Origin of the sequence: Paracoccus sp. 228 (assembly GCF_000967825.1) — a bacterium.
Taxonomy (GTDB): Bacteria; Pseudomonadota; Alphaproteobacteria; order Rhodobacterales; family Rhodobacteraceae; genus Paracoccus; species Paracoccus marcusii.
Genome location: NZ_JYGY01000001.1, coordinates 963,527 through 987,157, shown reverse-complemented (window position 1 = coordinate 987,157; position 23,631 = coordinate 963,527). Strand labels below are relative to the sequence as shown.

23 protein-coding genes are annotated in these 23,631 nt (G+C 68.7%); 8 read left to right on the top strand and 15 right to left on the bottom strand.

Annotated elements, in window-relative coordinates:
- The 4 genes from zwf (at position 1) to ftsY (ending at position 4,843) form a co-directional block, all read left to right on the top strand.
- Positions 1-1,446: a glucose-6-phosphate dehydrogenase gene (gene zwf, locus SY26_RS04810; protein WP_045999456.1), complete on the top strand. Its 1,446-nt coding sequence runs from the start codon at positions 1-3 to the stop codon at positions 1,444-1,446.
- A gap of 2 nt (positions 1,447-1,448) precedes the next feature.
- Complete coding sequence (gene pgl, locus SY26_RS04805) at positions 1,449-2,120, top strand: 6-phosphogluconolactonase (protein ID WP_198143089.1); 672 nt, start codon at positions 1,449-1,451, stop codon at positions 2,118-2,120.
- 9 nt (positions 2,121-2,129) lie between these two features.
- Positions 2,130-3,728, top strand: a complete 1,599-nt coding sequence (gene pgi / locus SY26_RS04800) for a glucose-6-phosphate isomerase (RefSeq protein ID WP_045999454.1) — start codon at positions 2,130-2,132, stop codon at positions 3,726-3,728.
- A gap of 107 nt (positions 3,729-3,835) precedes the next feature.
- On the top strand, positions 3,836-4,843 hold the full coding sequence (ftsY, locus tag SY26_RS04795; RefSeq protein ID WP_045999453.1) for a signal recognition particle-docking protein FtsY: 1,008 nt from the start codon (positions 3,836-3,838) through the stop codon (positions 4,841-4,843).
- Here the strand turns inward: ftsY and SY26_RS20285 are convergent.
- The gene (locus SY26_RS20285) at positions 4,840-5,952 is read right to left on the bottom strand and encodes a Hint domain-containing protein (RefSeq protein WP_052715126.1); all 1,113 of its coding nucleotides are present in this window, start codon (positions 5,950-5,952) and stop codon (positions 4,840-4,842) included. The genes ftsY and SY26_RS20285 overlap by 4 nt on opposite strands.
- 127 nt (positions 5,953-6,079) lie before the next feature.
- Positions 6,080-7,060, bottom strand: coding sequence for a GlxA family transcriptional regulator (locus SY26_RS04785; RefSeq protein WP_045999452.1), 981 nt, complete (start codon positions 7,058-7,060; stop codon positions 6,080-6,082).
- A 148-nt stretch (positions 7,061-7,208) separates the two neighbouring features.
- Between SY26_RS04785 and SY26_RS04780 the strand changes: the two genes are divergently transcribed.
- Positions 7,209-8,615 carry a class II 3-deoxy-7-phosphoheptulonate synthase gene (locus tag SY26_RS04780; protein ID WP_045999451.1) on the top strand — a complete coding sequence of 469 codons (1,407 nt, stop codon included), beginning with the start codon at positions 7,209-7,211 and terminating at the stop codon, positions 8,613-8,615.
- Between the two features lie 32 nt (positions 8,616-8,647).
- Here SY26_RS04780 and SY26_RS04775 read toward each other — a convergent pair whose 3' ends face one another.
- The 7 genes from SY26_RS04775 to SY26_RS21505 form a co-directional block, all read right to left on the bottom strand.
- Complete coding sequence (locus SY26_RS04775; protein ID WP_045999450.1) at positions 8,648-9,517, bottom strand: lysophospholipid acyltransferase family protein; 870 nt, start codon at positions 9,515-9,517, stop codon at positions 8,648-8,650.
- On the bottom strand, positions 9,517-10,437 hold the full coding sequence (locus SY26_RS04770; protein WP_139597435.1) for a DMT family transporter: 921 nt from the start codon (positions 10,435-10,437) through the stop codon (positions 9,517-9,519). Before SY26_RS04770 ends, SY26_RS04775 begins: the two co-directional genes overlap by 1 nt.
- 85 nt (positions 10,438-10,522) lie before the next feature.
- Positions 10,523-12,541: a transketolase gene (gene tkt / locus SY26_RS04765; protein WP_045999449.1), complete on the bottom strand. Its 2,019-nt coding sequence runs from the start codon at positions 12,539-12,541 to the stop codon at positions 10,523-10,525.
- A 73-nt stretch (positions 12,542-12,614) separates the two neighbouring features.
- Complete coding sequence (locus SY26_RS04760; protein ID WP_045999448.1) at positions 12,615-13,937, bottom strand: HlyC/CorC family transporter; 1,323 nt, start codon at positions 13,935-13,937, stop codon at positions 12,615-12,617.
- Between the two features lie 10 nt (positions 13,938-13,947).
- The gene (locus tag SY26_RS04755; RefSeq protein WP_045999447.1) at positions 13,948-14,916 is read right to left on the bottom strand and encodes a tyrosine recombinase; all 969 of its coding nucleotides are present in this window, start codon (positions 14,914-14,916) and stop codon (positions 13,948-13,950) included.
- A complete protein-coding gene (locus SY26_RS04750) occupies positions 14,913-16,373 on the bottom strand; it encodes a hypothetical protein (protein WP_052715125.1) in 1,461 nt (486 codons plus the stop codon). The genes SY26_RS04755 and SY26_RS04750 overlap by 4 nt, the downstream gene beginning before the upstream one ends.
- Positions 16,366-16,530: a hypothetical protein gene (locus SY26_RS21505; protein WP_187427360.1), complete on the bottom strand. Its 165-nt coding sequence runs from the start codon at positions 16,528-16,530 to the stop codon at positions 16,366-16,368. Before SY26_RS21505 ends, SY26_RS04750 begins: the two co-directional genes overlap by 8 nt.
- A gap of 126 nt (positions 16,531-16,656) precedes the next feature.
- Here SY26_RS21505 and SY26_RS04745 point away from each other — a divergent pair, with 126 nt between their 5' ends.
- Complete coding sequence (locus SY26_RS04745) at positions 16,657-17,208, top strand: shikimate kinase (RefSeq protein ID WP_232303258.1); 552 nt, start codon at positions 16,657-16,659, stop codon at positions 17,206-17,208.
- On the top strand, positions 17,205-18,311 hold the full coding sequence (aroB, locus tag SY26_RS04740) for a 3-dehydroquinate synthase (RefSeq protein ID WP_045999446.1): 1,107 nt from the start codon (positions 17,205-17,207) through the stop codon (positions 18,309-18,311). The genes SY26_RS04745 and aroB overlap by 4 nt, the downstream gene beginning before the upstream one ends.
- Before the next feature lie 76 nt (positions 18,312-18,387).
- Here the strand turns inward: aroB and SY26_RS04735 are convergent, their stop codons facing one another.
- Both SY26_RS04735 and ssb read right to left on the bottom strand, forming a co-directional pair.
- The gene (locus SY26_RS04735; protein WP_052715124.1) at positions 18,388-19,434 is read right to left on the bottom strand and encodes a Glu/Leu/Phe/Val dehydrogenase dimerization domain-containing protein; all 1,047 of its coding nucleotides are present in this window, start codon (positions 19,432-19,434) and stop codon (positions 18,388-18,390) included.
- Between the two features lie 227 nt (positions 19,435-19,661).
- Positions 19,662-20,177, bottom strand: coding sequence for a single-stranded DNA-binding protein (gene ssb / locus SY26_RS04730; RefSeq protein WP_045999445.1), 516 nt, complete (start codon positions 20,175-20,177; stop codon positions 19,662-19,664).
- A gap of 173 nt (positions 20,178-20,350) precedes the next feature.
- Between ssb and SY26_RS04725 the strand changes: the two genes are divergently transcribed.
- On the top strand, positions 20,351-20,971 hold the full coding sequence (locus SY26_RS04725; RefSeq protein ID WP_045999444.1) for a lytic transglycosylase domain-containing protein: 621 nt from the start codon (positions 20,351-20,353) through the stop codon (positions 20,969-20,971).
- Between the two features lie 3 nt (positions 20,972-20,974).
- On the opposite strand, the gene SY26_RS04720 is transcribed toward SY26_RS04725, so the two are convergent.
- The 4 genes from SY26_RS04720 to SY26_RS04705 all read right to left on the bottom strand — a co-directional run bounded on the left by SY26_RS04720 (position 20,975) and on the right by SY26_RS04705 (position 23,595).
- Positions 20,975-21,496 carry a lytic transglycosylase domain-containing protein gene (locus SY26_RS04720; RefSeq protein ID WP_232303257.1) on the bottom strand — a complete coding sequence of 174 codons (522 nt, stop codon included), beginning with the start codon at positions 21,494-21,496 and terminating at the stop codon, positions 20,975-20,977.
- Positions 21,489-22,877 carry a dihydrolipoyl dehydrogenase gene (gene lpdA / locus SY26_RS04715; protein ID WP_045999443.1) on the bottom strand — a complete coding sequence of 463 codons (1,389 nt, stop codon included), beginning with the start codon at positions 22,875-22,877 and terminating at the stop codon, positions 21,489-21,491. The genes SY26_RS04720 and lpdA overlap by 8 nt, the downstream gene beginning before the upstream one ends.
- 62 nt (positions 22,878-22,939) lie before the next feature.
- The gene (locus tag SY26_RS04710) at positions 22,940-23,341 is read right to left on the bottom strand and encodes an MAPEG family protein (RefSeq protein WP_045999442.1); all 402 of its coding nucleotides are present in this window, start codon (positions 23,339-23,341) and stop codon (positions 22,940-22,942) included.
- Positions 23,341-23,595: a hypothetical protein gene (locus tag SY26_RS04705; RefSeq protein WP_045999441.1), complete on the bottom strand. Its 255-nt coding sequence runs from the start codon at positions 23,593-23,595 to the stop codon at positions 23,341-23,343. Before SY26_RS04705 ends, SY26_RS04710 begins: the two co-directional genes overlap by 1 nt.
- Positions 23,596-23,631: the final 36 nt, after the last annotated feature.

Genomic DNA, 23,631 nt, shown 5'->3' with positions numbered 1-23,631 from the left:
ATGGTCTCTCGTGTCATTCCGGTCGATGACTTCGACCTCGTGATCTTTGGCGCCACGGGCGATCTGGCCCATCGCAAGATCCTGCCCGGTCTCTACCGCCGCTTCAAGGCGGGACAGTTCCCGGCCACCAGCCAGATCATCGGTGCCGCGCGCACCGACCAGGACGACGACGCCTTCCGCGCCGAGGCGTCCAAGGCCATCTGCGAATTCGCGGGCGCCAAGGCGGACGACCCGCAGCTGGCCGAGTTTCTGGGCCTGCTGGGCTATGTCTCCATCGACGCCAAGGGCGAGGGCGGCTGGCAGGCGCTGAAGGACCGGATGCGCAAGGGCGCGGTCCATGCGTTCTATTTCTCGGTCGCGCCGGCGCTGTTCGGCGACATCGCCGAGCGTCTGGCGGGCCACGGCATCGCCGATGACGACAGCCGCATCGTGGTGGAAAAGCCGTTCGGCCGCGACCTGGCCAGCGCCAAGGCGCTGAACGCCACGCTGGCGCAGCATTTCAACGAACAGCAGATCTATCGGATCGACCATTACCTGGGCAAGGAGACCGTCCAGAACCTGATGGCGGTGCGCTTTGCCAACGTGCTGTTCGAACCGTTGTGGAACGCGCAATACGTGGACCACGTCCAGATCACCGTGGCCGAGACCGTGGGCGTGGCCGGACGCGGCAGCTATTACGACAAGTCCGGCGCGATCCGGGACATGGTCCAGAACCACATGATGCAGCTTCTGTGCCTGATCGCGATGGAGCCGCCCTATCACTTCGACCCCGACGCCGTGCGCGACGAAAAGCTGAAGGTGATCCGCGCGCTGGAGCCGCTGGAGCCCGCCGACATCGTCCGCGGTCAGTATCAGGGTGAGGGCAGCGACTATCTGACCGACGCCGAGGACCCCGATTCGCGCACCGAAAGCTATGTCGCGATGAAGGTGCGGATCTCGAACTGGCGCTGGCAGGGCACGCCCTTTTATCTGCGCACCGGCAAGAAACTGCGCGCGCGGACCAGCGAGATCGCGATCACCTTCAAGGAACCGCCGCATTCGATCTTTGACGACAGCGGCCATCCCAAGGCCAACGAGCTGGTCATCCGCCTGCAGCCGAACGAGGGCATGAACCTCAAGGTGATGATCAAGGAGCCGGGGCCGGGCGGCATGCGCCTGGTGCAGGTGCCGCTGGACATGTCCTTTGCCGATGCCCTGGGGCCGGAGGGCGCGGACATGCCCGACGCCTATGAACGCCTGATCATGGACGTGATCCGCGGCAACCAGACGCTGTTCATGCGCGGTGACGAGGTCGAGGCGGCCTGGGCCTGGACCGACCCGATCATCAAGTCCTGGGAGGAGGGCAAGCGCCGGCCCGAACCCTATGACAGCGGATCCTCGGGGCCCGAGGAGGCGTTGCGCCTGATGCACCGCGACAACCGTCGCTGGAGGGAGATCAGGGCATGAGCATGGATTTCAAGGAATACCCCGACCGCGAGATGCTGGCCCTGTCGGTCGCGGACCGCATCGCCTCGCAGCTGGCGCAGCATCTGCGTGGCAACGACCGCGCCACGCTGTGCGTGCCGGGCGGCACCTCTCCGGCGCCCGTGTTCGAGACGCTGTCGGGCACCGATCTGGACTGGTCCCGCGTCACCGTCGTCCTGGGCGACGAACGGTGGGTGGACGGGGATCACAAGCGGTCGAACTCTCGCCTACTGCGGCGCCACCTGCTCAAGGACAAGGCGGCCGCGGCCGAGTATATCGACCTCTATACCGGCGACGCCTCGCCCGACCTGGCGACCGATGGCCTGGCCGAGCGGCTGGCGCCGACGCTGCCGCTGACGGTGGTGCTGCTGGGCATGGGTAACGACATGCACACCGCCAGCCTGTTCCCCGGCGCCGATCACCTGGAGGCCGCGATGGCCGCAGGCGCGCCTCCCGTCATGGCCATCCGCGCCGATGGCGCCGAGGAGCCGCGCATCACCCTGACGCGACCGGTCCTGGCCGACGCGCTGAACATCCACGTCCTGATCATGGGCCCCGAAAAGCGCGAAGCGCTGGAGCGCGCGCAGAAGGCGGACCCGATGCAGGCGCCGATCCGCGCCTTTCTTGACCAGGCCACCGTCCACTGGGCCGAATGAGGAACTGACATGACCGCACTTTGGAACCGCCTCAAGGATCATCGCAAGGCCCAGGGGTCGGGCCGGATCGAGGCGCTGTTCGACGCCGACCGCGCCACCGATTACCGGGTGCAGGCGGACGGACTGACCTTCGACTATTCCAAGACGATGATCGACGCGGGCGCGCGTGATCTGCTGCTGGAACTGGCGGCCCCCGTGGCGGCCCGCCGCGACGCGATGTTCGCGGGCGAGAAGATCAACGAGACCGAAGGCCGCGCCGTCCTGCACACCGCGCTGCGGAACCTGCAGGGCAGCGTCACCGTCGACGGCCAGGACGTCATGCCCGCGGTGCGCGACACCCATGCCCGGATGTCGGACTTCGCGCGCCAAGTCCGCGACGGCGGCTTTGCGGGGCAGGGCGGGCGCATCACCGATGTGGTGAACATCGGCATCGGCGGGTCCGACCTCGGCCCGGCCATGGCGGTGCTGGCGCTGGCGCCCTATCACGACGGGCCGCGCACGCATTTCGTCAGCAACGTGGACGGTGCCGACATCGCCCACACGCTGAAGGGGCTGGATCCGGCCACGACGCTGGTGATCGTCGCCTCCAAGACCTTCACCACCATCGAGACGATGACCAACGCCCAGACCGCCCGCGACTGGATGGCCGCCTCGGTCACCGATCCGGGCGCGCAATTCGTGGCCTTGTCCACTGCCGCCGCCAAGGCCGCCGATTTCGGCATCGCCGAAGACCGTGTCTTCGGCTTCGAGGATTGGGTCGGCGGGCGCTATTCCGTCTGGGGCCCGATCGGACTGTCCCTGATGCTGGCCGTGGGGCCGCAGGCGTTCGACCAGTTCCTGGCCGGCGGCGCGGCGATGGACGCGCATTTCCGCACGGCCGAACCGGCGCAGAACCTGCCGGTGATGCTGGCCCTGACGGGCATCTGGCATCACCAGATCTGCGGCTATCCGACCCGCGCGGTGCTGCCTTATGACAACCGCCTGATGCGCCTGCCCGCCTATCTGCAACAGCTGGAGATGGAATCGAACGGCAAGCGCGTGGCCATGGACGGCAGCGATCTGGAGGTCGTGTCGGGCCCCGTCGTCTGGGGCGAACCCGGCACGAACGGCCAGCACGCCTTCTATCAGCTGATCCACCAAGGCACGATGCCCGTCCCCTGCGAGTTCATCCTGGCGGCGCGCGGGCACGAGCCCGATCTGGCTCATCACCACATCCTGCTGGCGGCGAACTGCCTGGCGCAGTCCGAGGCGCTGATGCGCGGACGGTCGCTGGACGAGGCGCGCGCCCTGATGCAGGCCAAGGGTCTTGAGGGTGCCGAACTGGACCGTCAGGCCCGCCATCGCGTGTTCCCCGGCAACCGGCCTTCGACCACGCTGCTGATGGAGCAGCTGACCCCGTTCGCCTTGGGCCAGATCGTCGCGCTGTATGAACAGCGTGTCTTCGTCGAGGGCGTGATCCTGGGCATCAACAGCTTTGACCAGTGGGGGGTCGAGCTGGGCAAGGAACTGGCCCTCAAGGTCGAACCGCTGCTGAAGGGAGAGGCCGCGCCCGGCCACGACCCCTCGACCGAGGCGCTGGCGGGGCTGATCCGGCAGATGCGCGGCTGACGCGCCCCCGAACCGTGGGACATCAAAGCCGCCCCGATCCGTCGGGGCGGCTTTTCCTTGGCGCCGCAAGCGGGTAGGGTCCGCCCGGCACAGCGAAAGGTCGGATCATGGCGTTCTTTACCAAACTGCGAGAGCGGCTGACGCGGTCCTCCTCCAAGATCGGGGCGGGGCTGGACGATATCGTCGGAGAGACCGCGACGGCTCCCGTCGCCCCCGCCGCGGCGCCCGAACCGTCGGGACTGGTCGGGCGTCTGTTCGGCCGTGCCGAGGCGCAGGTCGAGGAGCCCCGCCGCGCCCTGGACGACGAGATGCTGGAGGAGCTGGAGGACATGCTGGTCCAGGCCGACCTGGGCGTCGAGACGGCCCTGCGCGTCACCGCCAACATCGCCGAGGGGCGCATGGGCCGGCGCATCTCCTCGACCGAGCTCAAACAGCTTCTGGCGACCGAGATCGGGCGCATCATGACCCCGGTCGCGCGCCCCCTGCCGATCTATCCGAAAAAGCCTCAGGTGGTGCTGGTCGTGGGCGTCAACGGCGCGGGTAAGACGACCACCATCGGCAAGCTGGCCAGCCAGTTCCGCGCCGCGGGCAAGTCGGTGGTGATCGCCGCAGGTGACACGTTCCGCGCCGCGGCGGTCGAACAGCTGCAGGTCTGGGGCCAGCGGGCCGGCGTGCCGGTGATGGTCGCGCCGCAGGGCAGCGACCCGGCCAGCCTGGCATGGGACGCGATGGTCCGGGCCGAGGCCGATGGCGCCGATCTGCTGATGATCGACACTGCCGGCCGCCTGCAGAACCGCCAGGACCTGATGGAGGAGCTGGCCAAGATCGTCCGCGTGATCCGCAAGAAGGACCCCGGCGCGCCGCACAACACCCTGCTGGTGCTGGACGCCACCACCGGCCAGAACGCCCTGAGCCAGGTCGAGACCTTCCGCAAGCTGGCCAATATCTCGGGACTGGTGATGACCAAGCTGGACGGCACGGCGCGCGGCGGTGTGCTGGTGGCCTTGGCCGACCGCTTCGGCCTACCGATCCACGCGATCGGCGTGGGCGAACAGATCGACGACCTGGACGCTTTTGACGCGGACGAATTCGCCCGCGCCCTGGTCGGTCTCTAGGCGTCCAGCAGCGCCTTGCGGTTGCGGTCGTGCCGCTGCACCAGGCGCCGGGCATGGCGACCCGACAGCAACGGCCGCGCGGGCGTCAGCGCGCGTCCCGCCGTCAGCTGCCTGATCCGCCGGGCGTTCTGCGACCCAAGGGCGCGCAGGGCGACGGGACCGGGCAGCAGGCTTTCTGCCCATGCGCCCTCGGCCACCAGCACCTGATGATCGGCCAGCAGCACGTGCCAATAGGTGACGTCGCAACGCTCGCCCTGCACCGTGATGCCCGGCAGGCCCACCAGATGACGTGCCGCGACCAGAACCTCCGCCTCGCCGGTCATGCGCTCGGCGATGGGAGAGCGGATCATCAGCCGATGCTGGGGCGACACGACCAGATCGCGCCCGGGCTGGCCGGGGCCCAGGGCATGGGCCGCGATCAGGATCGGCCGCTGGTCGGGACGCTGGTCCAGATCGCGGGCCTGCATCCGGCGATGACCGATCCACAGGACCGGCTGATAGCCGTGGTCCATCGTCCGCAAAAGCGTGCCGGGACGCAGGTCCTGGACCCTGCACGGCCCGGATGCAGTCTGGATCAGCGTGTCCTGCGCAAAACAGGCCGAAGCCGTGGGGGCAGGCCAGGGCTGGGCGTCGTCACCTGGCCCGAAGCTGCGAACGCCTGCATAGGTATAGCGCGCCCCGGGGTCGAAGACCGGCTCGATCCCGTTGTCATCGGGAATGGGGAAGATCAGAAGCGATTGGCGGCCCCCGAATTCGGTGCCGGCGCCATAATGCTCGTAGCTGCGCGGATACATGACCACATAGCTGTCTTCCGCGTCAGAGGTGATGATCGAGGCGACGAAATTCGACATCTGCGTTCCCGCAGGGGTGATCTTTGCATTGTCCCCGTGACCAAAGACCGCGTCATGGACCAGAAGCTGGTCCGTCTCATCGTATGTATAGGTGCCGCTGCGGAACGCGTCGTCGTCATCGCTGATGACGATCGTGCTGAGGATCGGGTCATTCATCACGATCGGCGCGCCGTTCGACCACGGGGCATCGGCCAGCAAGCCGATGCCGCCTGCCGGGATGACATTGCTGATCGTCAGGACCGTGATCGTATGTTCCATGGAAAACCCTTGTGCTGCCGGTCGAACGGACCCGGCAGTCACATGTCACCGGGCAGTACCGGACCCTAGGGCGACAATGGTTAACGCTTGGTTAACCGATTCAGGAAAAGTTAACGATTCCCGCAGGTCAGGCCGGGATCGACGCCGAGGTGCCGCGTTCGCGATAGGGCGTGCTGCCATATTGCGCACGATAGCATTTCGAGAAATGCGACGGGCTGGAAAACCCGGACGCCAAGGCGATCTCGATGATCGACATCTCGGTCTGCATCAGCAGGTTGCGGGCGCGGGAAAGCCGGGTTTCCATGTAGTACCGCTTGGGGCTGCGGTTCAGATAGCGGCGGAACAGGCGTTCCAGCTGCCGGGTGGACATGCCCGCGTCCAGCGCCAGCTGGGCGGGGCTGACCGGGTCCTCCAGGTTCGCCTCCATCCGGGCGATGACGGCGGCGAGGCGCGGATGGCGCACGCCGATGCGGGTGGGGATCGACAGGCGCTGGCTGTCCTGGTCGGTTCGGATCGCGGTATGCAGCATCTGGTCGGCCACGTCTGCGGCCAGCGCGTCCCCCTGCGCCAGCGCGATCAGGTGCAGCATCAGGTCTATCGAACTGGTTCCGCCCGCCGCGGTCAGCCGGTTGCCGTCATGGACGAAGACCGACCGGAACAGGTCGACCTCGGGGAAGGCTTCGGCCAGGCCGTCGTGGTTCTCCCAGTGGATGGTGGCCTTGCGGCCGTCCAGCAACCCGGCCTCGGCCAGGATCCATGTGCCGGTGCAGACCGCCCCCATCGCCGCCCCGCCGCGCGCCTGCCGGCGCAGCCAGGCCAGCACCGGGCGCGTCGCCTCGCGCGCGATGTCGGTGCCGCCGCAGACGATCACGACCTCGTCCCGGCCGGGCGGGGGGGCGTCAAGGTCCAGCCCGCCGTCCAGCATCACGCGCGTCCCGTTCGAGCACGTTGCCACGTCGCCCCGCGGCCCGACCAGGCGCCAGTCGAACAGCGTCTGCCCCGACGCGCGGTTGGCCAGACGCAGGGGCTCGATCGCGGCCGTGAAGGGCAGCATGGTGAATCGATCCAGCAACAGGAAGGTGAAGCGTCGCGGTTTTTCGGATGGCATGGGGGCTATCTTTGCGTGCGGTTGCGCCCCGCACCCAAACAGCCTTTTGACGCCACGGCAAGGGGGCTTTCCGGAGGGCCGCGGCAGACCCTTTTCCTGCCGACTGTTAGCGTTTATACCGACGCGACATTTTCAAGGAGCGCAGGACATGACGCAGCAGACCCGCAAGACCGCCACCCAGGATTGGGACAAGGCCGGCTGGCGCGCCTATCCGCGCGTCCAGATGCCCGACTATACCGATCCCGCCGCGCTGGCGGGGGTGGAATCGCAGCTGCGCCGCTATCCTCCGCTGGTCTTTGCTGGAGAGGCGCGCCGCCTGCGCGCCCAGCTGGCGGACGCCGCCGCGGGCCGGGCCTTCCTGCTGCAGGGCGGGGACTGCGCCGAAAGCTTCAGCGAATTCAGCGCCGACAACCTGCGCGACACCTTCAAGGTGCTGCTGCAGATGGCCGTGGTGCTGACCTGGGGCGCGCAGATGCCCGTGATCAAGGTCGGGCGCATGGCGGGCCAGTTCGCCAAGCCGCGCAGCGCGCCGACCGAGGTGATGGACGGGGTGGAGCTGCCCAGCTATCGCGGCGACATCATCAACGGGTTCGACTTCACCCCCGAGGCCCGCATTCCCGATCCGACGCGGATGCTGGCGGCCTATACCCAGGCGGCGGCGTCGCTGAACCTGCTGCGCGCCTTCTCGACCGGCGGCTTCGCGGACATGCACCGCGTGCAGAGCTGGATCGCCGACTTCGTGGGCGGCCCCGAGGCCGCGCGGTACCGCGACATCGCCGGTCGCATCGGCGATGCGATGGCCTTCATGCAGGCGGCGGGCGTCAATTCCGACACCGCGCACCAGCTGTCCAAGGTCGATTTCTATACCAGCCACGAAGCGTTGCTGCTGGAGTACGAAGAGGCCCTGGCCCGCATCGACAGCACCACCGGCCTGCCGGTGGCGGGGTCGGGCCACATGATCTGGATCGGCGACCGGACGCGTCAGCCTGACGGCGCGCATGTCGAGTTCTGCCGCGGCGTGCAGAACCCGATCGGCCTGAAATGCGGCCCGACGACCACGGCGGACGACCTCAAGGTGCTGATGGCCAAGCTGAACCCCGCCAACGAGGCAGGGCGCCTGACGCTGATCGCACGCTTTGGTGCGGGCAAGGTGGGCGATCACCTGCCGCGCCTGATCCGCGCGGTGCAGGACGAGGGTGCGAACGTCGTCTGGTCCTGCGATCCGATGCACGGCAACGTCATCAAGTCGTCGACCGGCTATAAGACGCGTGCCTTCGATTCGATCCTGCGCGAGGTCCGCGAATTCTTCGGCGTCCACAAGGCCGAGGGCACGATCCCCGGCGGCGTGCATTTCGAGATGACCGGCAAGGACGTGACCGAATGCACCGGCGGCGTGCGCGCCGTCACGGACGAGGATCTGTCGGACCGCTATCACACTGCCTGCGATCCGCGCCTGAACGCCAGCCAGTCGCTGGAGCTGGCCTTCCTGGTCGCCGAGGAACTGCGCGCCCGGCGCGAGGACGCCGCGCCCATGCGGACCGCTGCTGCCATCTGATCACGACAGGGCCCCGCCGATGCGGGGCCTTTTCATTTCCAGCGGCGGTGGACCCAGAACCACTGGTCCATGTGGCGCCGCACCAGCATCTCCAGATCGTCGTTCAGCGCCTGCATCATCGCGCGGGAATCGCCATGCGCGATGGGCGCGCCGACATGGACCTTGAAGGACAGCCCGTCCGGCTGGCGGATGCCGCAGATCGGTACCAGCAGCGCGTCATAGCGGCGGGCCAGGTCCGCCGGCGTCAGCACCGTCCGCGTGGGCAGGTCGAAGAACCGCAGCTCCGCCCCCTCGCGGTCGAACTGATCGAAACCCAGGGCCAGCCAGCCGCCACCCTTGAGAAACCGCAGCATCGCCGCCAATCCGGCCCGGCCGCGCGGGAACAGCGGCTCGGCGATGGCGGTGATGGCGGGGACGTAATGGCGGTTGAACGCCTCGTTGTTCATGGGCCGGTACAGCGCGCCGACCGGCCAGCCGCGCGCGGCCAGCGCGGCCCGCATCGCGTCGTAATTGCCGAAATGCGCGCAGGCCAGGATCACCGGGCGATGGCTGTCCAGAGCCTCCTCCAGCGCGGCAAGGCCGGGGCCCTGCAGCGGATCGGCCGTGCGGATGCGGTCCGTGAATTCATCGGCGGAATAGATCTCTGCCACCGACCGGCCGGCATTGTCGGGAACGGCGCGCACCAGCGCCTCGACCTCTGCCGGGGACAGGTCGGGGCGCGCCAGCGCCAGGTTGTCGCGGATGCGCCTGCGCCAGCCGGCGATGGGCGCGATCATATGCGAAAACACCCAGCCCATCGCCGGGATGCGGCGCGAATAGGGCAGCAGGCGTGCCAGCCCCATGATTGCCACGAACGCCCCGTTGGCCAGCCGGTCGGTTATCGTGGATCGGTCATCGCGCATCACGCCCCCTTGGCGGCCCGCGCCTCGCGCGACCAGACATACAGCCCCGCGGCCACGATAATGACCGCGCCGGTGACGGTCCAGACATCCGGAAGCTGCCCGAAGAAGACGAACCCCCACAGCCCGGCCCATATCAGCCCCGTATAGCCGAAGGGCGCCAGCGTCCCCGCCTCGGCCGCGCTGAACGCCTTGACCAGCAGGTACTGGCTGACCGTGCCGAATACCGCCAGCGCGGCGAATGCCCACAGATCGCCCGCGGCGATCGGCTGCCAGAACATCGGCACCACGATGCTGGAGGCGATGGTGCCGACGACGGCCGACCACAGCACCGAGGTCGCCACCGAATCGGTCCGCACGATGCGCGTCAGCAACGCCCCCGCGGCATAGGTGAAGGCCCCGGCCAGTGGCAGCAGCGCCGCAGGCTGGAACACGCCCAGTCCGGGGCGGATGATCAGCAGCGCACCGACCAGTGCCACCGCGATCCCCGCCAGCCGTCGCGGGCCGACCTTCTCACCCAGGAACAAGGCCCCCCCAAGCGTGATCAGGACCGGGTTCAGGTCCATGATCGCCGTCGCCTCGGCCAAGCCGATGTATTGCAGCGAGGTGAAGAACAGCCCGACCGACCCAAGCTGCATCATCGCCCGCGCGAACTGCATGCCCGGCTGGCGCGTGCGCAGCAAAGGCAGCATGGCCCCGCGAAAGATCAGCGCAAAGATCAGCAAGTTTCCGATGAACCGCGCCCAGATGACCTGCGCCGGATGATAGGTCTGCGTCAGGTGCTTGGCCGTCGCATCCATCAGCGTAAAGCCCAGGATCGCTGCCAGCAGCAGCGCGATGCCCCGTGCCTGGTCCGATCCGGGCCGCCGCAATCCATCCCGCTCCCGACCCATCAGCGCGAATGCGCGCGCCAGGACGCGCATCAGAAGGCGCGGTCATGGGCGTCTGGGCAACGAAAACGCAGTTTCTCCTTTGCCCAAATACCCATCGCGACGGTCGGTCCGGGTATCACAGCAGCGCTTTCGCGCGCTCTGCGACAGCCTCGGCGGTGATGCCGAACTCCTTGTACAACTCGGGTGCAGGACCCGAGGCGCCGAACCCCTCCATGCCGACGAAGGCAGAGCGGTCCTCCTGGCCGCGCTCTCCCAGCAGCAGCCAGTCCCAAGGCTGGCGCACCGCGGCCTCGATCGCGATGCGCACGGTGTTCGCAGGCAGCACCTCGGCGCGATAGTCGCGCGGCTGGTCGCGGAACAGCTCCATCGAGGGGACGGACACGACGCGGGTCGCGATGCCCTGACCCTCCAGCGCATCGCGCGCGGCGACCGCGATCTCGACCTCCGATCCGGTGGCCATCAGTACGACCTTGGGCGTGGCCGAGGCCTCGCGCAGGACATAGGCGCCCTTGACGGTCAGGTTCTCTCCGGTCTCCTGGCGCAGCAGCGGCAGGTTCTGACGCGACAGGGCCAGGACCGACGGCGTGGCGTCCTGCGACAGGGCGATCTCCCAGGCTTCGGCGGTCTCGGTCTGATCGCAGGGGCGGAAGGTCAGCGTGTTGGGCGTGGCGCGGCAGATCGCCAGGTGTTCGACCGGCTGGTGGGTCGGGCCGTCTTCGCCCAGGCCGATGCTGTCATGGGTCATCACATAGACGACCGGCAGGCCCATCAGGGCCGACAGGCGCATCGCCCCGCGCGCATAGTCGGTGAAGGTCAGGAACGTCCCGCCATAGGGGCGGAACCCACCATGCAGCCAGATGCCGTTCATCGCCGCCGCCATGCCGTGTTCGCGGATGCCGTAATGCAGATAGCGGCCCATGCGGTTTTCGGCGCTGAAGACGCCCTGGCCGCCGGTCTTGGTGTTGTTCGATCCGGTCAGGTCGGCCGATCCGCCGAAATTCTCGGGCATTTCGGCATTCAGCACCTCCAGAACGTTCTCGGAGGCCTTGCGGGTGGCGACCTTCGGCTTGGCCTCCAGCGTCTGGACCTTGAAGGCGTCGATGATCGCGTTGAGGCGCGGATGGACCTCGTTGCCGATGCGGCGGGCAAAGTCGTTGCGCGCCTCGTCGGACAGCGCGTCCACGCGGTCGTTCCACGCCGCGCGCTGCGCCGCACCGCGCTGGCCGATGGCCCGCCAGTCCGCGACGATCTGGTTGGGCAGGTGGAAGGGCTCATGGCTCCAGCCATAGGCCGCGCGGGTGGCCGCGATCTCGTCCGCGCCAAGCGGGGAGCCGTGGGCCTTGCTGCTGTCGGCCTTGTTCGGCGCGCCAAAGCCGATGATCGTCTTGCAGTCGACCAGCGTCGGGCGGCCGTCATCCTGCGCGGCTTGGCTCAGCGCGCGGTCGATGTCGGCGGCGTCATGGCCGTCGCAGGACAGGACGCGCCAGCCTGCGGCGGCAAAGCGGGCATGCTGGTCGGTCGCGTCCGACAGGCTGACGCGGCCGTCGATGGTGATGTCGTTGTTGTCCCACAGCACGATCAGGCGGCCCAGCTTCTGGTGGCCGGCCAGGGCGATGGCCTCGTGGCTGATGCCCTCCATCAGGCAGCCGTCGCCGGCGATGACCCAGGTGCGGTGGTCGCACAGATCCGTGCCGAACTCGGCGCGCATCGCCTCCTCGGCGATGGCAAAGCCCACGGCCGTGGCGATGCCCTGGCCCAGGGGGCCGGTGGTCGTCTCGACCCCCTCGACATGGCTGTATTCCGGATGGCCCGCGGTGATCGCGCCCAGCTGGCGAAAGTTGCGCACCTGGTCCAGCGTCATCTGCTCATAGCCGGTCAGGTGCAGCAGGCTGTAGATCAGCATGGACCCGTGGCCCGCCGACAGGATGAACCGGTCGCGGTCGAACCAGTGCGGCGCGCTGGCGTCGAACTTCAGGTGGTTGCGGAACAGGACGGTGGCCACGTCCGCCATGCCCATCGGCATGCCGGGATGGCCGGAATTGGCGGCCTCGACCGCGTCCATGGACAGCACGCGGATGGCGCTGGCCAGGTTCCAATGGGCGGGGTCTGCGGTGCGGCGGGCGGCGATGTCCATGGGATGTTCCTTGCGGCACGTGGGGTTGGCGCGTTGTTATGGGTTGGCACAGGCGGTTGCAAGCCGCCCCCGGTCAGCCGTCGGTGGCCGTGGGCAGGGGGCGGATGCGCAGCCGGGTGATGCGGTTCTCGCGCCGCGTGACGACCTCGAAGCGATAGCCCGCGAAACTGAACACCTGTCCCTGTTCGGGGATCGACTGCGCCATGTGGATCACCAGGCCCGCGATTGTGTTGGCCTCGTCGTCGGGCAGGGTCCAGTCCAGCTGGCGGTTCAGGTCGCGGATGGTCATGCCGCCCTCGACCAGATAATCGCCCTGGGCGTTGGGCTTGAGGGTCTGGTCCTCCTCGGTGTCGTGCTCGTCGGCGATCTCTCCGACGATCTCCTCGATGATGTCCTCCAGCGTGATCAGGCCGCGCAGCGATCCGTATTCGTCCACGACCAGCGCGAAATGGGTGCGCCGTTTCAGGAACTCGCGCATCTGCTCGTCCAGGACGCTGGTCTCGGGGACGAAATAGGGGGGCATCATCACCGCGGCCAGATCGAACCGCCGCGCGGCGCTGGCATCGCCCGCATCGCCCACGGCCCGGTTCACCGCGCGCAGCAGGTCCTTGGCGTGGATCACGCCCACGATGTTCTCGCGCTCCTCGCGATAGACGGGCAGGCGGGTGTGCGGGCTGGCCAAAACCAGTTCCAGGATCTTCTCGGGCGGCAGGTCGCCGTCGATCATCTGGATCTCCGAGCGGTGGCGCATGATCTCCTCGACCGTGCGGTTGCCCAGGTCCAGCGCACCCAGCAGGCGGTCGCGGTCCTCCTTGTTCACCGCGCCCTGGGCGTGGCCCAGGGACAGCGCCCCCTCGATCTCCTCCTCCAGCGAAAACATGTGCTTGCCGGGATCGGTCTTCAGGCCGGCCACCGACAGCATGCCCCCCACGATCAGGCGCACGACGCTGACGATCGGGGACAGGATTACGGTCAGGATGCCGATGGGACGTGCCACCAGGCTTGCCACCTTTTCTGGGGCAGAGATGGCATAGGTCTTTGGCATCACCTCGGAGAAGATCAGCACCAGCACGGTCATCACCAGCGTGGCGATCGCCACGCCGCCCGCGCCCAGCAGGCGCGTGAACAGCGCGGTCGCAAGGCTGGCGGCCAGGATGTTGACGACGTTGTTGCCCAACAGGATCGCCCCGATCAGCTTCTCGCTGTCGGCGGTGACGCGGACGGCGGCTTCGGCGCCGCTGTCGCCCCGGTCGGCGCGGGCCCGCAGCTTGGCCTTGCTGGATGCGGTCAGCGCGGTCTCGGACCCCGAAAAGAAGGCCGACAGCATCAGGCAGATCAGGATCGCCGCGATGGTGACGACGGCCGCAAAGTCGAGCGCAGAGGTAAGTTGGTCCATGAGGTCCCGGTCAGTTGGTGTTGGCGGCATCGTCAGGCGACACGCCGCGCGCCAGAGGGTGGTGGTTCAGAACCAGATCGCGCATGCGATGGTTCAGCACATGAGTATAGATTTCCGTCGTGCCCAGATCGGCATGACCCAGCAGCATCTGGATGCTGCGCAGGTCGGCGCCGCCTTCCAGCAGGTGGGTGGCAAAGGCGTGGCGGATCACGTGCGGCGTCACGCGCGCGGGATCGATGCCCGCCGCCACCGCCATCTGGCCCAGCAGGCGCGAAAAGCTCTGCCGCGGCAGGTGGCCCGCCGCGCCCGGTGCGGGGAACAGCCAGCGCGCGCCGCGACCCGCCAGCAGGCGGTACAGCGGGCTGCCCTGGGGGGCGTTGTCGCGGATCTCCAGCCAGTCGCGCAGGGCGGTCCGCGCGGCCTGGCCCAGGGGGACCATCCGGTCCTTGCCGCCCTTGCCGCGGATCACCAGGACCGCCGGATCGCCCCGGCACCCGGCCACCGGCAGGCTGACCAGTTCGGTGACGCGCATGCCGGTCGCGTACAGCAGCTCGATCAGGCACATGTTGCGCGTGCGGTCGATCCGGCCCCGGCCGATGCCAGGGGCGGCGTCCAGCAGCGCCTGGATCTCGGCCCGGTCCAGCGTGCGCGGGATGCGTTTGGCACGGCCGGGGCCCGCGATGCGGATGGCGGGGTCGTCCTCGCGCCAGCCCTCCTCCAGCGCAAAGCGGGTGAACTGGCGGATGGCCGACAGGCGGCGGGCGCGGGTGGCCCGCGACAGGCCCTGCGCGTCGCAATGGGACAGGTAATCCTCGACCTGCTCGCGCGTCAGCCCGGCCAGCGACAGCGCCCGCGCGCCCAGCCAGTCCGACAGGTCGCGCAGGTCGCGGCCATAGGCCAGCAGCGTGTTCCGCGCGGCCCCGGCCTCGGCGGCCTGGGCGTCCAGAAAGGCGCCGATGGCGTTGTGGTCGGCGCTCATTGCGGGGCCTGCATCTGCGGCAGAAGGGTGATCTGCGCCTCGGCACGGTCGGCATCGGGGTCCAGACCCAGGGCGCGCAGCATGGCTATGCCACGCCCGGCGCGGGCCAGATCGCCCTCCAGCGCCGCGTCGATATCGGCCATCGCGGTCAGCAGCGCCTCTCCGCGACGGGTGTCGGGGGGCGTGGCGGGGGGTGCGGCCATCTCGGGCGCGGGATCGGGGATCACGCTGTCGGGCAGGCCCATCCAGGCGCGCATCAGGTCGGCCACCTCGGCGGCGCGGGGATCGGTGATGCCGGTGGGCAGGTCGGCCGCGACCATCGCCGCCAGCAGGTCGGCCATCCCGGCCGCGCGGAATTCGTCGAAGGCGCGGGGCAGCGCCTGCGCCAGATCGCCGCCCGCCAGCGCCGCCTCCAGCGTGCGCATGACGCCGGCGCGTTCCCAGACCCCGCCCGATGCCGCGGGCCGCTGTTCGCCATAGATCTGGCGCAGGGTCGCGGCGGGCAGGGCGCCGGTGCGCGCCAGACGCTCGGCCGCCTCCAGCCGGGCCTTGAAGCCGCTGTTCAGGCGCAGGTCGGATTGCGCGAAGGCCACCGGCAGGGGCTGCGTCGGCAGGGGCTGTCCCACGGCCTCGTGGATGCGGAACTCCAGCGGAGTCATGCGGTCGGCGGGGGCCAGCAGCTCTGCCGTGTCGACAAAGGCGTCGTCCAGAAAATGCGTCAGCAGGATCGCCTGGCGTTCGTCGATCAGGCCTAGCGCCTCGGCGCCGTGCAGGCCAATCGCCGCCGCAGCCCAATCCCCGGTCTGCGCCAGGCAAAAGATGCGTGCCGCAAAGCTGGGCGCGATGCCGGGGGTGCCGTTCATGATCGCGCAGGCGCGGCCTTCGTCGCCCTCCAGCAAGGCGATGTCGAACATGCGGCGAAAGATCTCGGGCTGGCCGGGGCCGGCGGCGACCAGCAGCGACTGCGCCTCGTCCAGCGCGCCCATGTCCAGCAGGCGGTCGGCGCGCGACAGGAACAGCTGTCCCCGCATCCCTTCTGGCGCGGCCGGGGGGGCCAACTGCGCGGTCAGCACGCGCTTCAGCAACGCCTGCATGGATTGCAGGCGGGCGGGCGTGGCCAGCACCATCTGCGACAGCTGTGCGGGGTCGCTGCCCGCCCACAGGTCGGCAGGCAGCCCGGCGCGGCGGGGGCTTTGCGTGCCGGTGTGGTCTGGGTTTCCCTGGTCCAGGCGGGTGACCTGCACCGGACCCACGGCGCCGCTGGTGGCCACCGGCTGCGGTCTGGCGCTTGGGCGGGGCGGCGGGGCGTCGCCGGGCCGCCAGGCCGAGCTTTCGCGCACCGGGCCGCGGACGCTTCCCGACAGCCAGTCGCTGGCCGACAGGGGCTGCTGCTGCGCCAGGGCAAGGCTGGGCAGCAGCGCCAGGACCAGTGCGCAGAGGGTGGTTCTGTCAGTCACCGGCAGCCTCGGCCGGCTGGTCGGCCGCGGGGGTGTCCAGCTGCAGAGGGGTGCGGACCTCTTGGCGGGTCGGGGCCATGTCGCCGAAATAGGCATAGCCCGCGAGACCGATCAGGCCCGCCAGAATCAGCACCACCAGCAGTTTCAACATCCGCATTGCATTCGCCTTTGCTCGACCGTGTTTTCTGTGTTCTTGCACCGGTCTTGGGCCGGCTCGGGGCGAATATATATGGCAATTTCCGAAAGATCACGTCATTCAGTCACCCGATTGACGGGGGGCCGGATGACACAGGTGCTGACGCGCCATATCGTGCTGATCGGAATGATGGGCGCGGGCAAGACCGCCATCGGGTCGGAACTGGCCCGCAGGCTGCGCGTGCCGTTCACCGATTCCGACGCCGAGATCGAGGCCGCGGCGGCCATGTCCATCAGCGAGATCTTCGCCCGCGATGGCGAGGCGTTCTTTCGCGCGCGCGAGGCGCAGGTGCTGTCGCGCCTGCTTGCGGGGGCGCCGGGCGTCGTCTCGACCGGGGGCGGCGCGTGGATGCGCCCCGAGAACCGGCAGATCATCGGGGAACGGGGCCTGTCCGTGTGGCTGAACTGTTCGCCCGAGACGCTGTGGGCGCGCGTGCGCCAGCGCCCGACACGCCCCCTGCTGCAGACCGCCGACCCAAAGGGCACGCTGCAGCGCCTGCTGGCGGAACGCAGCCCCGTCTATGCGCTGGCAGACCTGGAATTCGTGTCCCGCGCCGGCGACACGATCGAGGCGACCGCGACCCGCCTGATCGCCGAACTGACCGCCGCCCATCCCACCCTGACCCAGGAGAAGCCATGACCGATCCCGTCACCGTTCCCGTGCCCCTTGGAGCGCGCGCCTATGACGTGCGCATCGGGCAGGGCCTGCTGGGTCGCGCGGGTGCCGAGATCGCCCCGCTGCTTTCGCGGCCGCGCGTGGCGATCGTCACCGACGCGACGGTGGCAGGCCTGCATCTGGCACCGCTTCAGGCCGCGCTGCGCGACGCGGGGATCGCCAGCGAGGCGCTGGTCCTGCCGGCCGGGGAGGGGACGAAAAGCTGGCCGCATCTGACGGCCTGCGTCGACTGGCTGCTGGACCAGCAGGTCGAGCGGCGCGACGTCGTCCTGGCGCTTGGCGGCGGGGTGATCGGTGACCTGGTGGGTTTTGCGGCGGCGATCCTGCGGCGCGGGGTGCGGTTCGTGCAGCTGCCCACGACGCTGTTGGCGCAGGTCGACAGCAGCGTGGGCGGCAAGACCGGGATCAACAGCGCGCATGGCAAGAACCTGGTCGGCGCGTTCCACCAGCCCTCGCTGGTCCTGGCCGATATCGACGTGCTGGACACGCTGCGGCCGCGCGATTTCCTGTCGGGCTATGGCGAGGTCGCCAAGTACGGTCTGCTGGGGGATGCGGCTTTCTTTGCCTGGCTGGAGGAGAACGGGCCCGACCTGGCGCGGAATGCGGGCCTGCGCCAGCAGGCGGTCGCGCATTCGGTGGCGATGAAGGCGGGCATCGTCACCCGTGACGAGACCGAGCAGGGCGAACGCGCGCTGCTCAATCTGGGCCACACCTTCGGTCATGCGCTGGAGGCGGCGACGGGCTATTCCGACCGGTTGCTGCATGGTGAGGGGGTGGCGATCGGCTGTGCGCTGGCCTTCGATCTGTCGGCGCGGATGGGGTTGTGTTCACAGGAGGCGCCGAGCCGCGTCCTGGCGCATCTGCGCCAGATGGGCATGCCCGCACGGCTGTCCGAGATCCCCGGCGCCCTGCCAGACGACGGGGGCCTGATCGCGCTGATGGGGCAGGACAAGAAGGTCGTGGACGGCCAGCTGCGTTTCGTGCTGGCCCGCGGGATCGGCGAGGCCTTCGTCAGCGACGCGGTCGAAGGTAACATGCTGGCACGCGTCCTGCACGACGCGCGCTAGGCGTCCGTCCCGGCCCGCGAAGCCGCGACAGCCCCCATCGAGGGGGCCGCCACGGCTGGCTGTCGCCGAAGCCGCCTCAGGCGGCGCGACGGGTGGTCAGCATGTCGTGCACCATCTGATCGGCCACGGCCGAGGGCAGCTGGTCCGTGTCGCGCGCGCGGGTCAGCATCTGATCGACGCGGCCGGCGATGGCGGTCAGGCGGTCCAGGCGCCAGGCGTCGGGCTTGCCGTGGATCTCGCTTGCGACGCTGATGATGCCGCCGGCGTTCACGACATAGTCGGGCAGATAGGTGATGCCGCGTGCGGCCAGGATGTCCGCCACGCCGTCATCGGCCAGTTGGTTGTTCGCGGCGCCGCAGACCAGCGTCGCGGTCAGCGCCGTGGCGGTGTCCCGCGTCAGCACGCCGCCCAAGGCGCAGGGAGCCAGGATGTCCATCTGCTGATCGAAGACCGCGTCGGGCGCACACACAGTCGCGCCAAGGCGTGTCGCGGCGTCGTCCAGCGCCGCCTGATGGATGTCGGTCACCATCAGCCGTGCCCCTGCGGAGGCAAGCTTTTCGGCCAGCGACAGGCCGACATGGCCCAGCCCCTGCACCAGCACCCGCCGCCCGGTCAGATCGTCCGTGCCGAACGCATGGCGCGCGCCCACGCGCAGGCAGCGGAACACGCCTTCGGCGGTCCAGGGCGAGGGGTCGCCCGAGGCGCCCGACAGGCCCACGGCAAAGCGCGTCGCCTCGGCCGCATGGGCCATGTCCGCCGGAGAGATGCCGACATCTTCGGCCGTCCAGTAGGTGCCGCCAAGCGCGTCGACGGCCTCGCCGAAGGCACGCATCATCGCCGGGGTCTTGTCGGTGCGCGCGTCGCCGATGATGACCGCCTTGCCGCCGCCCAGGCCCAGGTCGGCCATCGCGTTCTTGTATGTCATGCCGCGGGCCAGGCGGGTCACGTCATGGATCGCGGCATCGTCGTCGGCATAGGCCCACATGCGGCACCCGCCCGCGGCAGGGCCGAGCGTGGTCGAATGCAGGCAGATCAGCGCGCGCAGCCCGGCCTGCGGGTCCTGTGCCAGAACCAGACGTTCGAACCCCTGGGGTGCGGTCAGATCGGTAAGTGTCAGTGCCATCTGCAAGCCTTCCTGTGGCAGGCGCGCGGGCCGTCCCGCGCAGGGATCAGCCCAGAAACCGCCAGCGCGGACGCATTGCAAGCGCAGGATCATTCGCAAAGCCCGGACCGCCCGCCGCGCAACTTGCGGCAAGGGCGGGGTGCGCGCCGGCAAGATCGCGTCGCGCGCCGGCAACGAAAAAGGGCGACCCCATGGCCACCCCTTTCCGGTGATTCGCCCTGATCGGATCAGAACGGGATCTCGTCGTCGTAATCGGCGCGTCCGCCGCCCTGGCCGCCGCCGCCGCCGCGCGACGACGACGATCCGCCGCCCTGGTTATAGTCGTCATAGCCGCCGCTGTCGCGACCACCGCCGCCCATGCCGCCACCACCCATGCCGCCGCCACCGCCGCTTGCGCCGTCCAGCATGGTCAGCGTGCCGCCGATGCCGCGCAGGACGATCTCGGTCGAGTAGCGGTCCTGGCCGGACTGGTCCTGCCACTTGCGGGTTTCCAGCTGGCCCTCGACATAGACCTTGCTGCCCTTCTTGAGATAGCGTTCGACGACGCCCACCAGGCCCTCGTTGAAGATGGCGACGGTGTGCCACTCGGTGCGCTCCTTGCGCTCTCCGGTGGTGCGGTCCTTCCAGTTCTCGGAGGTGGCGATGCGCAGGTTCGCGACCTTGCCGCCGTTCTGAAAGCTGCGGATTTCCGGGTCGCGGCCAAGATTGCCGACCAGAATGACCTTGTTGACGCTGCCTGCCATGATCAGGATCCTTGGATTATGTGCCTTTGCGTCGGGTCTAGCCCAGCCCGCCGGGTGAAGCCAAGCAGGAAGTCGCGTAGCGCCAAGGCCCGACTGGCAGCATGACCGATTTCGTGTATAGTCCGGGACAAAAGCGGCGACAGGCCGGTGCGACAAGGACGAGGGCGGAGATCATGCGGCTAGGCCATACCCTGAAGGCAACCTTCTGTGCAGCGGTGATCGGAAGCCTGGCACTGCCTGCCGACGCGCAGGGCCTGCGCCTGTCGGGCGCCTCCTCCAAGTCCCGCGCCGAACAGTTCGCGCGCCAGACCCGGCTGATGGATTCGCGCCTGTCGACCCAGTACCAGTCCTCTGCCCGGCTGCAGCCGAATGCGGGCCGCCAGGAGGTGCTGCTGGAAACGGCGCCGAACATTCCCCGCTATACGGGCCGGCGCAGCGAATATCTGCCCCATGCGCGCCAGGCAGCGCAGCGTCACGGCATTCCCGAAGACCTGTTCCTGCGGCTGGTCCAGCAGGAATCGGGCTGGAACCCGAACGCGCGCAGCCACAAGGGTGCGATGGGACTGGCGCAGCTGATGCCGGGAACGGCCGCCAAGCTGGGCGTGAACCCCAACGATCCGGTGCAGAACCTGAACGGCGGGGCGCGCTATCTGCGGATGATGTACAACCAGTTCGGCAACTGGACGCTGGCGCTGGCCGCCTATAACGCGGGGCCCGGCGCGGTGCAGAAGCACGGCGGCATCCCGCCCTATCGCGAGACGCGGAACTATGTCCGCATCATCGCGGGCGGCTGATCCTCAGCCGCTGAGGCCGGTCCGCTTCAGCAGGCCCTTGCGCTTGGCCTCGTAGTAGTAGCCGCGCGAATACCACATGACGGCACGGTCGGGATCGCCCTCGGCCACCATCCAGGCGCCGCGCAGGTACTTCACGCCATAGCGCAGGTTCGTGTCGGCATCCAGCAGACCACGATCCGGCCCGCGATAGCCCATCGTGCGCGCCGTCTGCGGCGCGATCTGCATCAGTCCGTGATACGGGCCGTTCCGCATGTCGGGACGGTGGCTGGATTCGCGCAGGATCACCCGTTGGACCAGCGAACTGGGCACGTCGTAATGGCGTGCCCAGAAGTTGATGCGCTGGCGCAGATAAGGCGTCTCGTTCGGGTAGAGGCCCGAACCGCCGATCCGCCCGTTGCTGCCTGACCGGACCCCGCCGCCGCCGCACGCGGCCAGCGCCAGGATCGAGATCAGCAGCCCGCGCCGACCCAGATGGGCCGCAGGCCGCGGGGGCAGGGCCCCCGCCACCATACGCGCGTCAGGCATGAATGGCGCCGCCGCCACAGGCCAGCGCCGCCTCGCGCACGGCTTCCGACACGGTCGGATGCGCGTGGCAGGTCAGTGCCAGATCCTCGGCCGAGGCGCCGAATTCCATCGCCACGCAGACCTCGTGGATCAGGTCGCCCGCAGACGGGCCGATGATGTGGCAGCCCAGGATGCGGTCGGTCTCGGCGTCGGCGATCAGCTTGACGAAACCCTCGCCCAGGAACTGCGCCTTGGCGCGGGCATTGCCCATGAAGGGGAACTTGCCGATCTTGACCTTGCGCCCGCCTTCCTTGGCCTGCTCCTCGGTCAGGCCGACATTGGCGACCTCGGGGGTGGTGTAGATCACGCCGGGGATGACGCCATAGTTCACATGGCCATGCTTGCCCGCGATGACCTCGGCCACCGCCATGCCCTCGTCCTCGGCCTTGTGGGCCAGCATCGGGCCGGGCACCGCGTCGCCGATGGCATAGACGCCCTTGATGCTGGTCGCCCAGTGGTCGTCGACCTTGACGAAGCCGCGATCGGTCATGGTCACGCCAAGCGCGTCGAGGCCCAGGCCCTCCACATGCGGACGGCGGCCCGTGGCGACCAGGACCACGTCGGCGGTCAGGCTGTGGGTGCTGTCATCCTTCTTCAGCGCATAGGTGACAGTGGCCTGGCCGTCCTTGGCCTCGGCCGACTGCACGGCGGCGCCCATGACGAAGGACAGTCCCTGCTTGGACAGCATCTTCTGGAACTGCTTCTGCACCTCGCCGTCCATGCCGGGAGTGATGACGTCCAGGTATTCGACCACCGTCACCTCGGCGCCGAGGCGGGCATAGACCGAACCCAGTTCCAGGCCGATGACGCCTGCGCCGATCACGACCATGGATTTCGGGATCTTGGGCAGGGCCAGCGCGCCGGTGGAATCGACGATCACGCCCGCGTCGTTGTCGACCGTCACGCCCTTCAGCGCGGCGGGGGACGATCCGGTGGCGATGACGATGTTTTTCGTCTCGTGGACTGTGTCGCCGACCTTGACCTTGCCGGCTTCGGGGATCGAGGCCCAGCCCTTGATCCAGTCGATCTTGTTCTTCTTGAACAGGAATTCGATGCCCTTGGTGTTCCCCTGGACTGTGTCGGCCTTGTAGGACTGCATCTTGGTCCAGTCGACGTCGACATGGGCGTTCATCAGGCCCATCTTGGCAAAGTTCTCATGCGCCTCGTGCAGCATGTGGCTGGCATGCAGCAGGGCCTTTGAGGGGATGCAGCCGACGTTCAGGCAGGTTCCGCCAAGAGCCTCGCGGCCCTCGACCACGCCGACCTTCAGGCCCAGCTGCGCCGCACGGATGGCGCAGACATAGCCGCCGGGACCGGCGCCGATCACGATGAGATCATACATGGCAGTTCCTTTTGTCAGACCGCGGCCGGGGGCTTCGCGCCCCCGGGCCCCGCGGGGTATTTTTACAAAGAAGAAATCAGGGCAAAGAGGATCATCAGCACCGTCGCCGCAAAGCCGACGACCCAAATGATCGAGCGGCCCGGCACCCAGCCCCGCACATAGGCGGGGATATAGAGGATGCGCGCGGCCACATAGGTCCAGGCGCAGATCGCGGTCAGCGTGCCGGATGCGTCGCCAAGCGTGACCACGACCACCGCCAGGCTGAACATGATCAGGCCTTCGAAATGGTTGTTGAAGGCACGTTGCAGGCGGCCGGCCGTCCCGGTCAGCTCGACCTTGCCGCCGTCGCGCGGACTCATGGCGGCGCGGCGGCCGACCTGGCGCTGCGCCATCACGGAATAGGTCGCGAACTGCGCGGTCTGGATCAGGCCTGCGACGGCCAGGGCTGCGACCTCGGGGGGCATCAGACGGTTTCCACGAAATGTGCGTCGGTGGCGGTGACGCCGGCCTGGGCCGCGAAGACCGCCGCCGCGCCTTTCAGGTAATCGCGGGCGGCCTTCGGGTTTCCGACCTGGAACAGCGCCCAGGAATGACCGTCATCCTCGCGCCACAGTTGCAGCAGCGTCAGGCCGTTGCGGCCCCGATCCTCGGCATCGGCGTCGAAGGCCGTGCGGAACGTGGCAGGGTCGGCATGGGTGTAGCGGACGATCAGTTGCATGGGTCAGGCTCCGGTTCGTGACGCCCCAGCTTTGGT